13 protein-coding genes are annotated in these 14,258 nt (G+C 55.6%); all 13 read right to left on the bottom strand.

Going from position 1 to position 14,258, the window contains the following annotated elements; all coding sequences use genetic code 11:
- Positions 1-43: 43 nt before the first annotated feature.
- The gene (locus NKJ15_RS26310) at positions 44-1,204 is read right to left on the bottom strand and encodes a glycosyltransferase family 4 protein (protein ID WP_352818545.1); all 1,161 of its coding nucleotides are present in this window, start codon (positions 1,202-1,204) and stop codon (positions 44-46) included.
- 44 nt (positions 1,205-1,248) lie between these two features.
- Positions 1,249-2,103 carry a glycosyltransferase family 2 protein gene (locus tag NKJ15_RS26305; protein ID WP_352818542.1) on the bottom strand — a complete coding sequence of 285 codons (855 nt, stop codon included), beginning with the start codon at positions 2,101-2,103 and terminating at the stop codon, positions 1,249-1,251.
- A 54-nt stretch (positions 2,104-2,157) separates the two neighbouring features.
- Positions 2,158-3,336 carry a glycosyltransferase family 4 protein gene (locus NKJ15_RS26300; protein WP_352818540.1) on the bottom strand — a complete coding sequence of 393 codons (1,179 nt, stop codon included), beginning with the start codon at positions 3,334-3,336 and terminating at the stop codon, positions 2,158-2,160.
- Complete coding sequence (locus NKJ15_RS26295) at positions 3,333-4,250, bottom strand: NAD-dependent epimerase/dehydratase family protein (RefSeq protein WP_352818612.1); 918 nt, start codon at positions 4,248-4,250, stop codon at positions 3,333-3,335. Before NKJ15_RS26295 ends, NKJ15_RS26300 begins: the two co-directional genes overlap by 4 nt.
- A 4-nt stretch (positions 4,251-4,254) precedes the next feature.
- The gene (locus NKJ15_RS26290; protein WP_352818536.1) at positions 4,255-5,070 is read right to left on the bottom strand and encodes a class I SAM-dependent methyltransferase; all 816 of its coding nucleotides are present in this window, start codon (positions 5,068-5,070) and stop codon (positions 4,255-4,257) included.
- A complete protein-coding gene (locus tag NKJ15_RS26285) occupies positions 5,067-5,606 on the bottom strand; it encodes an acyltransferase (protein WP_352818533.1) in 540 nt (179 codons plus the stop codon). The genes NKJ15_RS26290 and NKJ15_RS26285 overlap by 4 nt, the downstream gene beginning before the upstream one ends.
- A gap of 36 nt (positions 5,607-5,642) precedes the next feature.
- Positions 5,643-6,989, bottom strand: coding sequence for a lipopolysaccharide biosynthesis protein (locus tag NKJ15_RS26280; RefSeq protein ID WP_352818531.1), 1,347 nt, complete (start codon positions 6,987-6,989; stop codon positions 5,643-5,645).
- Positions 6,990-7,068: 79 nt separating this feature from the next.
- Positions 7,069-7,863 (bottom strand): FkbM family methyltransferase, encoded by a 795-nt coding sequence (locus NKJ15_RS26275; RefSeq protein ID WP_352818528.1) that lies wholly within the window; start codon positions 7,861-7,863, stop codon positions 7,069-7,071.
- Between the two features lie 21 nt (positions 7,864-7,884).
- Complete coding sequence (locus NKJ15_RS26270) at positions 7,885-9,309, bottom strand: hypothetical protein (RefSeq protein ID WP_352818525.1); 1,425 nt, start codon at positions 9,307-9,309, stop codon at positions 7,885-7,887.
- Between the two features lie 230 nt (positions 9,310-9,539).
- Positions 9,540-10,316, bottom strand: a complete 777-nt coding sequence (locus NKJ15_RS26265) for a glycosyltransferase family 2 protein (protein ID WP_352818522.1) — start codon at positions 10,314-10,316, stop codon at positions 9,540-9,542.
- 24 nt (positions 10,317-10,340) lie between these two features.
- Positions 10,341-11,435, bottom strand: a complete 1,095-nt coding sequence (gmd, locus tag NKJ15_RS26260) for a GDP-mannose 4,6-dehydratase (RefSeq protein WP_352818519.1) — start codon at positions 11,433-11,435, stop codon at positions 10,341-10,343.
- Between the two features lie 153 nt (positions 11,436-11,588).
- The gene (locus tag NKJ15_RS26255; protein ID WP_352818516.1) at positions 11,589-12,866 is read right to left on the bottom strand and encodes a sugar transferase; all 1,278 of its coding nucleotides are present in this window, start codon (positions 12,864-12,866) and stop codon (positions 11,589-11,591) included.
- A 28-nt stretch (positions 12,867-12,894) separates the two neighbouring features.
- Complete coding sequence (locus NKJ15_RS26250; protein WP_352818513.1) at positions 12,895-14,214, bottom strand: UDP-glucose dehydrogenase family protein; 1,320 nt, start codon at positions 14,212-14,214, stop codon at positions 12,895-12,897.
- Positions 14,215-14,258: the final 44 nt, after the last annotated feature.

Here is a 14,258-nt window from a genome sequence, read left to right as displayed (position 1 = left end):
GGATTGGCGAATGTTGGCGGTTGAGATTCGGTGGATTGATCGTTCACAGACCGCGGCTCTCAAGCCGAGCTGCGCTGCGGCTTTTGGCCGGATGATGCCAGGGCGGCATCGGCCGCTTTGCCATCGCAGATTGGCCGCGCGATACGTCCTCCCAATGCTCGATAATCTTCTCGATATAGCTGGCAGCGGCCTCCGGAGTAATCGATGGGCGAAATTCGCGGATGATGTCGGCGAGGCCGCTTCCGTTGTGAAGTCGCCGGAACAGGATATCAAGGCTGTCGGCTAGCGATGCCTCTGATCCGGCGCGAAAAACTTGTCCGGCGCTGCTGGTCTCGATCAGCTCCTTGGCGCCAACACCGTCGCTCACAACCACTGGAAGTCCCGAAAGCAGGGCCTCGTTGATACGGATCCCCCAAGGCTCTTCAAGTCCGGGCGCCACGAGCACGTTGCTCCACCGAAACAGTTCCAGCAGCCGTTCGTTGTCAACGACACCAACAAACTGGACGTGGTTCGCCAATCCGAGTTTGATACTTAGCGTTTTGAGAGCCTCACCCGCGGAGCCGAACCCCGTTATGACGCATTCGACCGGGACCGAGCGGGCTCGCAACAACGCCAGCGCCTTCAGCAGGCAATCCTGTCCCTTGAAGGGCTCAAGGTAACCCACACAAAGAATGCGCAGGGCTGGTGCGGTGTTTTCGTCTTTCCGTTCCAACGATGGGAAGTTGGGGAAATAGCCGAACGGGAAGATGCGGTCAGGCGCGAAGCCAAGACTTTCAAATGCTTGCTGCCGATCACCGGACGCCGATAGCACAAATTCCGCTTTGCGGGCTACCGAGCGCGTTCGCATTGGTGTGATTATCGGCGCAAGCAACGACTTCAGCACTCTCTTCGCTCCCACTTCGAGATTGGCCGGCGCCTCCATGATGACCCCAAATCGATGACCGCCTTGCGAGAGGAGGTGTGCCACGTGACGAATGCGTTCATTGTGATAGATGCCGTTGACGATATGAATCCCAGGACGGTCATTCAGATATTTTTTGGCCTTGACCTTCCAGTTCTCGTCGTCGAGAATCTCGAGACGCATTTCGCCATTCTCAGGGATTGACCAGCCCAGCTTCTTGCGGCGTGGCGGCAGGTCGTACAGAGACACAAACAGCACGTCCCGGCCATAGTCCTCCGTCAGGGAACGAAATACCGGGATCATGCTCTTGCACGGTATCCCCCACCACACGGTGACCGAGGGCTGTGTCATTGCGTTTCTATGGCCTCATTTACGTGGTGTCCGCGCAAGCACCAGCTATCATACAGACTTGCTAGATAGTTGGGTGAGGTCGCTCGCAGAGAGGATTGTAACGCCGTCGTGAGAATACCCGGAAACGCAAGGCTATGACGTTTGATCATTGCGCCGATGCGATCGACTTCTGTACGCCTCGCCTCCATCGCTTTTATCAAACTCGCATCCGGCGCCTCCGAAAACATCGGAGCCGAAGTCTTGGCATCCCGGTGCAAACGATAGCCCCACGTATATCTTCGCAACCGAGCGAATCTGGCTCCGCTAATTGCAAAGCGCCACCAGAGGTCGGTATCCATAAGGTAATGAAGACCAAGGTCAACTCCGCCAACCCGGCCGTAAAGATCGCGTTTGAAGAACGCTGAGGGGCCATATGGCGTCAACCGGCCCAGGCGAGTGAGCAGGGGCAGATAGCGTTCGCCCTTTCGGCAACGCAGTATCCGATCATCCTCGTCCATCCAGATGATGTTGCCGAAGACACAATCACATCGGGCGTCGCTTGCAAATGTGTTCGCAACCTCGCGCAACGCCCCGGGCAAAAGCAGATCGTCAGTATTGAGCCACGTCAGAACGTCGCCTGTTGCGCGTGTAAAGCCTTTGTGCAACGCATCACTCTGCCCCTTGTCACGCTCCGAAACGCAGTAAGCGAACTTGTCACGATATTTTTCAATCACTGTCATGGTTTTATCGGTACTACCGCCATCAATAAACAATACTTCTTTGTCTTCATAATCTTGGTCAATAATTGACCTTATCGACGCCTCCACATACTTAGACTGATTGAATGATGGCATTATTATTGAAATTTTCATACTCTCGCTGCTCATATATGTCGAGATCATTTCTATTTTATCATGAAATACTTTCTAGTACATAGATTTGCGGGCCGACTCGAAGGCCTCGACCGCAATCTTCTCAAAACACGCCGAGAACGATCTTACTCGTTGGGGTAATTCTTCCAAAGCCCTATTCATTCTTTTCTCGTCGTCCTGAAGTGAGTATTCGTCAAGAAACCGGAGCAGGCGATCTGCCAGATCCCGTGAGGATCGGGGGTCAAAAAATATTCCGTGGTCGGGCGCTTGTTCACGATGGACGGGAATATCAGATAGAAGAATGCTCTTACCCAACGATTTCGCTTCCTCAACCGTCGTGCTCCAGCCCTCGAACAAAGAGGGGTTGATGACCGCGACCGAGTGCCTCATCAGCCCAGCGAGGTCGGCATAGGGAACCAGTCCAAGGACTTTGAGGTCATTTTCGCACCCTGCATCCCGGGCACGCCGCATCAACCGAGGAAAATAGTCAGGATGACGGCTGTCGTCGGTATGACCGGTACAAACGACCGTCATCGGCCGGCCACTGGAACGTGCTAGCGCAAGCGCATCGATAACCACACTATGGTTTTTATGCGCCCAAAATTGGTTTGGCAGATGGAAGAATGGCTCCCGTATGCCGTAGCGCTCGCTGAGGCTCTCACGCGTCTCGACGTGATCGGCATTGGCAGTGACCGTCGAGGCGAACCGCAGAATTCGCGCCTTGTCGGCCGCGGAAGGACGGAAAGCGCAAAAATCCCGCTTCGCATCTTCGCTGCTCAGCACAATCCGGGTGGATGCATCGGCGGACTGGGCGTAGGCAGCATCGCGCGCACGACGCTGCTCCGCCGTAAAGAACTCCGGCAGTCGAATATGTTGGAAGTCCGGGATCCAGGTGATCGTCGGAAGATGCGCGTTGCGCCCCAAATGACCTGAATGCGACAGAACGTCGATATTGTGATTCCGGAGAAATCGTTCCATCAAGACGTCGCGCCCAAAAATGCGCGCGCTCCCCTTGCGCGCCTTGTATAACCATCGCGAAGGCTGGACCAAACGAGTTCGAATGATTTCAAGGGGTGGGTCAAACCGAATGCTCGGCGCAAACGCATCACCGCTCAAGATCACAGGTTGAATTTTGTCGGACGTGGCGATGGCGCGCAACAAATTCTGGAAGTAGTTCGTCCCACCAATCCATCCGTTCCCTGACGCGTTCAGAACAAACCCGACGCGGATCAATGCGCGCCCTCCTTGAACCAGCGGACATATGCGCGCGTTTCGTCTGACCACCGGCGCGTTGGCTTCCAGCCCCAAGCCAGGGCTTCCGTGATCTCGGCCTGGTAATGGGCGGGATCGCCGGGTCGCGCCTGGCCGGAAAAATCGAGATCAACCTGGGCCCCAAGTTCATCGGCGATCGTGTGAAGAACGGCTTTGATGGAGGTCGCCTCGCCGGTTCCGCCATTGACGACCGGGCAACGGGCCGATCCGTGATCGGCAGCCAAAATCATCAATGCGGCCGCATCTTCGATATGCAACCAGTCACGCGTCTCCTCGCCAGTTCCCCCGAAACGGGCCTCTCCCAGGGTCAACTTCGCACAGGCATCCCAGAGCAACTGCTTTCGCAGCCCGGTCCCATAGATCGAGAACAGCCGGACGATGGCACTGCGCACTCCGAAATGTCGCCCATAGGACCGGCAAAGATCTTCTGCGAGCTTTTTGTGCAGCCCATAGGGCGATACCGGATTGAGGGGAGCCTCGACACTTGTCGGCAAGACAGTGGCAACGCCGTAGACACCGGCACTGGATGGCAGGACAAGCTTCGCATCGGAATGTGACGTGCGAATATACTCAAGCACGCTGTGCGTCGTCGCCACGGTGCGCTGGTAGTCTTGATAGGGATGGCTTAGCGAAAATGCCACCGAGCCACTGCCGGCGCAGTGAAAGACGGCTTCGGGTGCGCCTCCGTAGGTCGCCAGCGCATCAATCGTCACATCCGTTGGATGCCACTGAGCAATGCCCCAGTCGCGCCACTCGTCGCGGCTCCAGGAGCCATGACCGATCGCTATCACCTCGGCTCCCTGCCGGGCAACGGCACGTGCAACATGTCGACCCACGAAACCGTATGCTCCGGTAACGAGCACCCTCGATCTCATGACATCAAACTTTCGCCGAAACGAACGAGTAAAGCCGGCCAGGTCTTTGCGAGAACCGCCCAGCCAATTTGAGCGCAAGGTCGGGAACCAGCGCGGGCGAAGGCAATCGGAGCTTCCTTGCCCCCCGCGCTTTGACCGAACTCTTTGTATCGGGAAAGAGATTGATATCGCTTTCCAGCGGGTTGATCACTTCAACAATGCGAAGCTTGGCATGCCTAATCGCCGAAAGGTATTCTTCGAGCAGGAAGGCGTTCTCACCGCCGTACAACCAATGGAGATTGTGTCCCTTTAGAAACGCGTCCATGTCGGTCTTGCTCGAAATAACGTGTTCGCGGGTCGCCAGCATCAGGCCGCCCGCTCGAAGGACGCGCCCTGCTTCGGCACACAACTCCCGCAGATCCCGCGCGTGATGTAGCACCGCCCGGCAATACACCAGGTCGAAACTTGCATCGGCGAAAGGCAGCTTTTCGCCCCACTCGGTGACGACTTCGATATTGGTCGCCGTCGCATTGCTCAGTGATTGAATCGCTCCCGCCCCCACGACGTCACTGGGGTCCGGCTCCAACGCCGTGACCTGCCAGCCGTCGCGGGCGAGAGCGTAAGAAGCGATGCCGCGTCCGGCACCAATTTCAAGCGCTTTTCCTTTGCGACCACGCAGGAGCTTCTGAACAGCTGCCCACTCTGTCCCTGAATGAAACCGGCGGGCTGACGCCTCCAACGGGTCATCATAAAAGCAGGCTCGAACGAGATCGGCGCGATCTGGCTGCGATTTCAACCACTGAACCGCTTCTTCCCAGGTTCGTGTTTCAGGAATGCTCACGAGACCCCCTGCAACACGCGTGCTGGATTGCCAGCGACGATGGTAAATGGCTCCACGTTCTTCGTAACAACACTACCTGCACCCACAATCGCCCCTTCGCCAATGGTGACGCCTTTGAGTATTATCGAATTAAAGCCAATCCAGGCGTTGTCCGAAATTCTTACTTTGCTGACTTTCACATGGGACCAATCTTTCTTATTGAAATGCCATTCCCGTACATCTTTCTCACGCTTTGTCCAGTCAGTGGAGTGAGAATTATGGTCGACAATCGTGCATCCCCACGATATCAGTACGTTATTCCCTATACTTATTTCCTCAGCGCACACCAAACGGGAATTTCCTACAAATGTATTATTTCCAACCGATATGATAGAATTTTCGCGGTCAGATATAATGGTCGCTTGGAAAATAGATCCTTCGCCGATTGTCAACGCGGCCGGCGGCCTTTGGCCAATATTTCGGTAACTGATCTTTGTGCCAGCACCTATGTTCAGCGCGCACCTCTTTTTTAGCTTCCGCTCTGCAATCTTTTCCACAATCCTTGCTATGATTCTTCGCAATCTAGGCATCTCCTATTCACCTGTCCTGAGGATTTTGGCGCGAAGAACGAGTGCCGGAATGAGGGTAAAAGAGGTGAAGCTGATCAAAGTCGCCCAGACCGAACCGGCAATGCCCACATGATCAATGAAATAGAATTTGAGCGTGATCGCCACCACTGCGGTGAAAATTGCGGCGACCAGTTGAAAGCCGATCACTCGCATGCCGTTCAAGAACATGGCCAACGCACCACCCGCCGCCTCCACCACTTTCCACAAACCGAGACCAAGCAGAAGAAGAAAGGGCGGCGATACGGCGTGCCCCACCCATAATTCGAGGATCCAGGGCGCGGCAATTACCAAAAAGGTGGAACCGAGCGCCGCAGCTCCGGCCGACAACAAGAGCGAGCGTTTCAACGTCCGAGCCACCCAGACCCGATCCCCTCGAGCGATCGCCTCGCCATAGGCCGGCCAAAGAGGCGCGACCACCATCGCCACGACCAGACCGATCAGAGCGAACAGCCTTTCAGGCACCGCATAGTCGGCTACCGAAGAAGCGCCCAGCTTATGCGCAATGATGAAATTGTCGGACATGTAGGTCGCGGCGGCGACAAGCTGCAGGACAAGGAACAGAAAGCCGGTACCGGTCAGAATTCGAATCGCTGCCCTCGAAACGCAGTGACGATCGGGCGCGATATCCCGCTCGAGGAAGCCGAAGAACACTATGTTATTTGCGACGCCCGCCAGCAACGGCGCCCCGACATAGGCCAAGACCAGAAAGGGGAGCGGCGCCTTCAAATGAATGGCCAGAAGGACGCCGAAGAGGCCCATGACACTGGCAGCACCCTGCCAGAGGCTCATCATGTACCCCTTCTGCAATCCCATCTGAGTACGTTGGACCACTCCAACCGGAATCGCCAGGGCAAAGCAGCCAATCAGCACGGCGACCGCCGGCGCGGCCTCCGCGCGTGCGAGCTCGGATTGAACGTTGAAAATCCGATACCACGTCACTAACGGATAACAGATCGCAAGAATTGCTAGCACCGCAACCGCTATCAAGGAGAGCACAAGATAGGCGCTCGAAACAAGCGTCCGTATACCAGCGCGGTCGTCCCGTCCGTGAGCTGAGGCCACTGAGGACAATAGGCCATTGCCGATACCAAGATCCGCGAAGGAGAGAAACGCAACGAGCGAACTCATCGCCATCCACATGCCATAGCGCTCTGCGCCGAGGTAGTGAAGCGTCAGCGGCACTGAAACCAATGCCGTCGATACGGACACAATCTTGGCAAAGGCCGAGGCGAGCGCGCTTTTCGCGATGCGCCGCTCGCGCAGCGAGGCATGCCCATCACTAGCAACTTCAGATTCCATGATGGTCGACAATCACCGCCCTCACCTCAGCCGGCAAACCGTGGTCAGTTGCTGTTGACCTGGCCGCAAAAATCGAAAACGCCTGAGTTTGCTATTGCCAACATTTCGGAAGCACGACGGACGGTTTGCTCGCAACATTATCCCTGTCGAGCGGATGCGGAAAACTGAGCTTCGCGTCCGCGTCGGACACGAACCGATCCTTTCGATAGAATGTGAACTCCATGACCGAAGGTATCTCAAGTTCTCCCCGTCGAACTGGCTTCGCATGATTGTTAGGATGAACATGTACGATCTCGTGAAACCGCAGGAGTTTCTGAAACGCGGCACGTATTATCCGAAATGAGAACCTTCCATACACGCGCGACAAATGATGGAACTCTATCGTCATGATGCGAAAACTTTTGAGAGTCTCGTCGCTTGCATCAAGCAACACCCGGTACTCGGCACCTTCGATATCCATTTGCAAAAGACGATCACCGCCCAGGCCAGCCGGTACAAGCCCGCACAAAGAATCGAGCCGTATATTGTCTTCGTTCTCATGGACGTCGACGAACTTTTTCAGGAAGTGGAACCGCGCATCAATGGCGGGCGGCCCCGCGACGGAGGCGTCAGCCATGAACACGTCGATTCCGCGGTCAGCCATCGCCCGATCAAAACTCACCTCTGTGGAAACACCCGGTGAAATACACGCCCTTATGCCATCGAGATCGTTCGGCAGAAGATAGCCACCGTCAGCGACCCCGCCCAGCCGAATGAGGGGCGTCTTGATGGCTTTCGGACGCACGGTCTTGATAAAGGATGCAATTTGTTGAGGATCGGCCGAAGGCTCGATCCAAACCTTATTGCCCGATAATTTCTCGGCCACATCTTTGAGGAACTCAAACATCCAACAACTCCCACGCCCCTTCTACGATGTGCTCTTTGGAACTAGATGAACTTGACCCGCTGGTCGAAATATCCCATTTCGATCTGATGCTCTTGGGCTAATACCGTGCGCCATGCCAATAATTCTGGCACCCGCAAGGCACGCTGCAGAGACAAACATCGTAACATCCAATAAGTAAACCCGAAGGATCATCATCAGTATGAGAGGGATCAACGCTAGTTGAGCCGCCCGCACGAAAATATCGCGCTTGGCATCCGGCCCGGGAGTTATTCGAAGGGGCACTGGCGTCAGCTTCGCAAAATAAATTGCCATTAATACGATCATTACAATACCGCCGTTGACAAGAAAATATGTTATTCCGGACTTTGGTGCGATAACTCGCCCTTCCATGTAATGCCGAAGCGCATCGGGAATATACGCGTCCACCGCCAAATGACCCAACCCAAAGCCACGGCCGAGCACCATTGAAGAAGGATCTTCAAGAAAACTCTTGACGATCACCCAATCCATATCTTCCACTTCTATTCTTCCAACGGTGCGCTGATACAGAAGATCTTTAACACTATTGGGCTCCTCCACCGCAATGGTGGGTACGTCAATTCCTGAGAGAAGAGAAGTAGAGGGTGTATTGGCGACGTTGGATAAGTAAACCGCCAGCACGCAGGAGAATGCGCCTAAATATATAAACAATATTGACGTTGAACCCAGAGGGCGACCCAGGGCCCTTAAAGTCAGATATACACCCAGGCCAATTGGCAATGCGATAAGTGCCGAGGTCGATTGCGTCAGAAAGACGATGCAGAGCGCGAGTGCCAGAATTGCTAGTCGAGCTCTTAGCGTTGCAAAAATCTTCAGGCCGAATGCAACGGTAATAATTCCCGCGGACGCAGCGAAAAGGCCGAGCACCTTAGGTTCACCTGCAAGTGAACCCGGGCGGAGCGCGAGTTCACCGCGGAAGCTTAACATACCCGACCTTAGCTCATCGTCCCCGGCGCTAAACAAACCGATTGGCAGGATATCGGTTCCAAGAGCACGGAAAACAGCATACTGGACGATGCCAATCACGCATAAGATCGCGACCGAGATCAAGTAGGTGCGCATCAGAGCCATGACGTCGTGCTGTACGCCGCGCGCCAGGAACAACGCAAACGGTAGCAGTGACAGCAGAAAGGTAGTTGTGGAGATAGCGACTCGAAACCAGCCGTTTCGCAGGTCGCCACCAGCAAACTCGATTCCCAAGTCCGCTATTGCCAAGGTGAAGAAGCCAGAGACAACTCCAATACAGGTAAATAAAGCTACTAGCTTGGCATACGGGATTTGTTTTAGGCTAAATCGTCCGTGCAACGAATACTTCAATGCAAGAAATAAGAACAGTGCCTTTGATATTGGTAAATTGATGCCGATATCTGGTGTTAGTGCACCCCATGGCAAAAAGAACACAGGCACTACAAGGTCCCGACCTATTGGCCTATAGAGGCAAAGGATAGCACCAAGAACAAGAACTATGAACGGAACATAATGTAATCCGGTCATTTTTGTAAGCCGCCTAGAGCCTGCAGATGCATTTTCATGTCGCAGGTCGCAACGCTTTCAACTCGATCCAAACATACCCGGTTCGGTCCTGAAAGCTCCGCCATCTTGTGCACCGGCTTGTGGGTTTGAGATACACGCTTCATCTACAAGCAACGGTTATTTTGTCGATCAGAAGCAGCGTCAAGATACTGCCCAATCTTGCGCAGCGGCTTGGCAACAAGCGCGTAGTCGAGAGGACCTGATCCGAGCCAGCGGCGGCGTGAACGAAGCGCTTCCAGATTGTGCCGGATATGCGAGGCAAGGCTTCGCGTGCTGGCGCCGCCAACCATCATGTCGACCAACACGTGCCCGGTGGCTATGGTCTGGAATCCGTGGAGTTCAACGGCCCTCAGCATCCAATCGTAGTCCGAAGCCACTTTGAGTCTGAGGTCGAATGAACCGACCGCATCCCCAACCTTCCGCTTGACATAGAATGTTGGATGGGCCGGCATCCAACCAGTGCGAAAGCCTTTTTCGGGCCGCGGCGTCGCACGCCACCGGCGCACGACCCGCTTGGCCAGATGATTTTCGACGAAATCCAAATCGCCATGCAAGATATCGGTCTGTTCAAGCCCCGCGGAAATCCGCCCCAGCACCGTACGATCATGAAAGCAATCATCTGAGTTCAGCACGCCTACCGCGTCTCCGGTATAGATGCGCAACGCCTTGTTGAGCGCATCATACATTCCGCTGTCCGGTTCACTGATCAGCCGGATCTGGTCCTGCGGGTAAGACCGGACTATTGCAAGCGTGTCGTCCGACGAATTGCCATCGACGACCACCAGTTCCTTATCGCCATGATCTTGGGCCAGGAAACTCTCGATCGTATACCTGATTGTCGCCGCAGAGTTCCAACAGACGGTCAAGACCGAGACCTTCATGTCGACCCGGCTGCCCGATGTCGCTTACTGGGCCGCAACGCGCATCCGATCTTCGTCAAGGCGCCGGTGCTCAGATTCCCGCTTTACTGTTTCGAGGTCGGACTGGACCATTTCCTGGACCATTGTCGCCAGCGAGGTCGTCGCCTTCCATCCAAGCACGCGCTCCGCTTTCGAGGCGTCGCCGATTAGAAGTTCTACTTCGGTCGGCCTGAAATAGCGCGGATCCACCTCGACTAGAACGGCGCCGGATTTTGCATCTACGCCTTTTTCGGCGATACCGGAACCAACCCACTCGATGGCGACCCCGACCTCGGCAAATGCAAGCTCGACAAAACGGCGGACCGAATTCTTTACGCCGGTTGCAAGGACGTAGTCATCTGGCACTTCATGCTGAAGGATTCTCCACATCCCTTCGACGTAATCGCGGGCATGGCCCCAATCCCGTTCAGCGGACAAATTACCGAGGTAGAGCTTGTCCTGGAGGCGGAGGCTGATCGCAGCGGCTGCACGGGTAATCTTGCGGGTGACGAACGTCTCGCCGCGCATCGGGCTCTCGTGATTGAACAGGATGCCGTTGGAAGCATGGATATCATAGGCTTCGCGGTAATTCACTGTGATCCAATACGCATAGATCTTTGCGGCCGCATATGGCGACCGGGGATAGAAAGGGGTCGTCTCGCGTTGCGGGATCTCCTGCACCTTACCGTAGAGCTCGGAAGTCGACGCCTGATAGAAACGCGTCTTTTTTGTCAGGCCAAGCAGCCGGATGGCTTCGAGGAGACGCAATGTACCGATCGCGTCGGCATTCGCCGTATATTCTGCAGTCTCGAAGCTCACCTGGACATGCGATTGCGCGGCAAGATTGTAAATTTCGTCGGGCTGCACCTCCTGGACGATGCGGATGAGGTTGGTGGCATCGGTCATGTCACCATAGTGCAGCGAGAGCCTTACGTTCTTTTCATGCGGATCCTGGTAGAGATTATCGATACGGCCCGTATTGAACGATGAGGACCGCCGCTTGATGCCGTGGACATCATAGCCCTTTGTCAAAAGAAGTTCCGCCAGATAGGCGCCATCCTGGCCGGTGATGCCGGTAATGAGCGCGGTCTTCCTAGTCATTGTGCTTCTCCGAGGTCGATACGACGGTATTTTCAACGCTGATCAGCGTAACTTTTGACATTACAAATACCTATTTCAAAAAGCCGGTCCCCCGTCCTGTGAGGCTCGTGAGTGGTGGCTTGGCTGCGGTGACTACCGATCTTTGTCGCCGTGTCAACGCGCGCCAAATCCTGTCAGCATGGTTCGGATGGTACGAAACACAATCAGCACGTCGAGCCAAGGGGAGAAATTCTTGATGTAGTAGAAGTCGTAGTGAAGTTTTTCCAAAACATCGTCGACGGCCGCAACATGGCCCTGGTTGACTTGCGCCCATCCGGTAATGCCAGGCCGCACGATGTGACGGTAGCGATAGAATGGCAGCTCCGCCTCGTACCATTTCGACAACACAAGTGCTTCCGGCCGCGGTCCGATCCAGCTCATCTCGCCGCGCAAGATGTTGAAGGCCTGCGGCAACTCGTCGATCCTGGATTTTCTCAAGAACTGCCCCAAACGGGTGATACGTGTATCGCCGGCTTTCGTGATGGCCGCCTCCTTCTCGTCGACAGCCGTGTCGCTGAGCTTCATCGTTCGAAACTTGTAGACCTCGTAGGGATGCCCTCTGTAGCCCATTCGCTTCTGTTTGAATAGCGCCGGTCCAGGCGATTCGATCTTTACCGCAATCGCCACGAACAACAGCAATGGCGAGAAAACAACCAGCACAAATAACGCAGCAGCCCAGTCTATCGCCTGCTTAATTTTCAGGTAAGCCTGGTTTGGATTCAAGGAGCCTAGAGTGTTTTCAGAAAGATGTTCGATCTCTACCCTGCCTGTGAGCGACTCGCTTATTTGTTTGACGTGATAGACCGGTGTTCCCGAAAGCGCGCGGTCGGCAATATACCGCTCCCACTCATCTGAAAGGTCAGCTCGAAGATCGGCCACCACGCCGGTCGCATGCTGGACGACCGTGTCAGCCGAAAGAATCCTGTGCCAGTTAACGCCCGGTATGCTCTCCAGCCTGTCGACGTCTCCGCCAGGAATTATCGCCAGCCGGTGTGCATCGAGCCGCCGCGTCGCCAAGCTCAAACCAAAATACCACAATGTCGATTGAATGAAGCTCGCCGCGGCCTGGAACCGGCTGTAGTCGAACCTGAAGAAGAAGATCGTCGCGAACACCAGGCCGTAAGTCAGGGCGAAGGTTGGAAGGATGTAACCAGCGGCGGCCACGCCCGGGAAATTGCCGATGCGTTTGTAAAAGAAGTAGCCGGTGGTGTGCGCAATGAACGCTGCAATTATCGTAACCTGTAAGTTTGAATACAGGATAACGTCTTGATCGACCGACATACGGATCAGCGCGGGCAGCAGAATCGCGAATGTCAATCCGCCAAGCAGCTGAAAGCGCATCCGGAGCAGGAGATGCCGTTTGTTGGGTAAATGGATGGAGGTGGCGATCAATTTGAATCCCGCGAATCAACCCGGACGTTCACCCGACAACATGCCGCTCTCGGCCGATGCTGGAATAGGCTATCCCTTCCCTGACCACGTCCTCGCCGCGATACACGTTTCGCAGGTCGACCATCACCGGCGTCGCCATGACTGCACGAAGCCGCTTCAGATCCAGTGACCGAAACGCGTTCCACTCGGTGACGATGACGATCGCGTGCGCGCCGTTGGCCACCGCGTAGGCGCTTTCCCCGAATTCAATGCCCTCGATCATCTTGCGCGCCTGCTCCATGCCGACCGGATCATAGGCCTTGATCGAAGCGCCTGCATCCTTGAGTGCCTGAATGATGGCCAATGAGGGGGCGTCGCGCATATCGTCGGTGTTCGGCTTGAACGTAAGGCCAAGGATACCGATGGTCTTGCCACGAACCGAGCCGCCGCAGGCCTCGACCACCTTGCGCGCCATCGCCCGTTTGCGCTGGTCGTTTATCGAGACCGTCGTTTCAATAAGCCGCACTGGGCTTGCCGCGTCCTGCGCGGTCTTGACCAGCGCCAGCGTATCCTTCGGGAAACAGGAGCCGCCATAGCCCGGCCCGGCATGAAGAAACTTTGCGCCGATGCGATTGTCCATGCCGATGCCGCGTGCGACGTCCTGCACATCGGCCCCCAACCGCTCGCAGAGATCGGCAATTTCGTTGATGAAGGTGATCTTCATGGCCAGAAACGCGTTGCCGGCATATTTGGTGAGCTCCGCCGTACGTCGGCTCGTATAGAATATCGGTGCGGCATTCAGCGAGAGCGGCCGGTAGATCTCGCCCATGACCGCTTTGGCACTTTCGGCATCGGTCCCGACAATAATGCGGTCGGGCCGCTTGAAGTCCTCGATCGCCGATCCTTCGCGAAGAAATTCCGGATTGGAGACCACCGCAAAATCGGCTGTGGGATTTTGCTCGCGGATGATCCGTTCCACTTCATCGCCGGTACCGACGGGAACGGTCGATTTCGTCACCACGACCGTAAACCCCTTGAGTGCGCGACCAACTTCGGCAGCCGCGTCATAGACGAAGGACAGGTCGGCATGGCCATCGCCACGCCGTGATGGCGTGCCCACGGCAATGAAGACGACATCCGATTGAGAAACGGCATCCGCGAGATTGTCGTCGAAACGCAAGCGGCCTTGCGCGGCGTTGGTGGTGACGAGGTCGTCAAGCCCTGGCTCGTAGATCGGTATCTTGCCGAGTTTGAGCATGGCAAGCTTTTCCGCATCCCGGTCGACGCAGCAGACCTGATGGCCAAAGTCGGCGAAGCAGGCGCCCGAGACGAGCCCCACATAGCCGGCACCAATCATTGTTATTCGCATACCGCGTACTCTCCACCAGCGCCGATGAAACGATCTCGCCAGAC

Origin of the sequence: Mesorhizobium sp. M0207, assembly GCF_040321995.1 — a bacterium.
GTDB lineage: Bacteria > Pseudomonadota > Alphaproteobacteria > Rhizobiales > Rhizobiaceae > Mesorhizobium.
The sequence above is the reverse complement of the archived record's forward strand: the minus strand, read 5'-3'. Positions and strand labels throughout refer to the sequence as shown.

Coding starts and splice junctions, on each gene's coding strand:
- NKJ15_RS26310 (WP_352818545.1), bottom strand. CDS start 1,204: ATGATCCCGGTATTTCGTTCCCTGACGGAGGACTATGGCCGGGACGTG.
- NKJ15_RS26275 (WP_352818528.1), bottom strand. CDS start 7,863: ATGTTTGAGTTCCTCAAAGATGTGGCCGAGAAATTATCGGGCAATAAG.
- NKJ15_RS26265 (WP_352818522.1), bottom strand. CDS start 10,316: ATGAAGGTCTCGGTCTTGACCGTCTGTTGGAACTCTGCGGCGACAATC.
- NKJ15_RS26250 (WP_352818513.1), bottom strand. CDS start 14,214: ATGCGAATAACAATGATTGGTGCCGGCTATGTGGGGCTCGTCTCGGGC.
- NKJ15_RS26295 (WP_352818612.1), bottom strand. CDS start 4,250: ATGAGATCGAGGGTGCTCGTTACCGGAGCATACGGTTTCGTGGGTCGA.
- gmd (WP_352818519.1), bottom strand. CDS start 11,435: ATGACTAGGAAGACCGCGCTCATTACCGGCATCACCGGCCAGGATGGC.
- NKJ15_RS26305 (WP_352818542.1), bottom strand. CDS start 2,103: ATGAAAATTTCAATAATAATGCCATCATTCAATCAGTCTAAGTATGTG.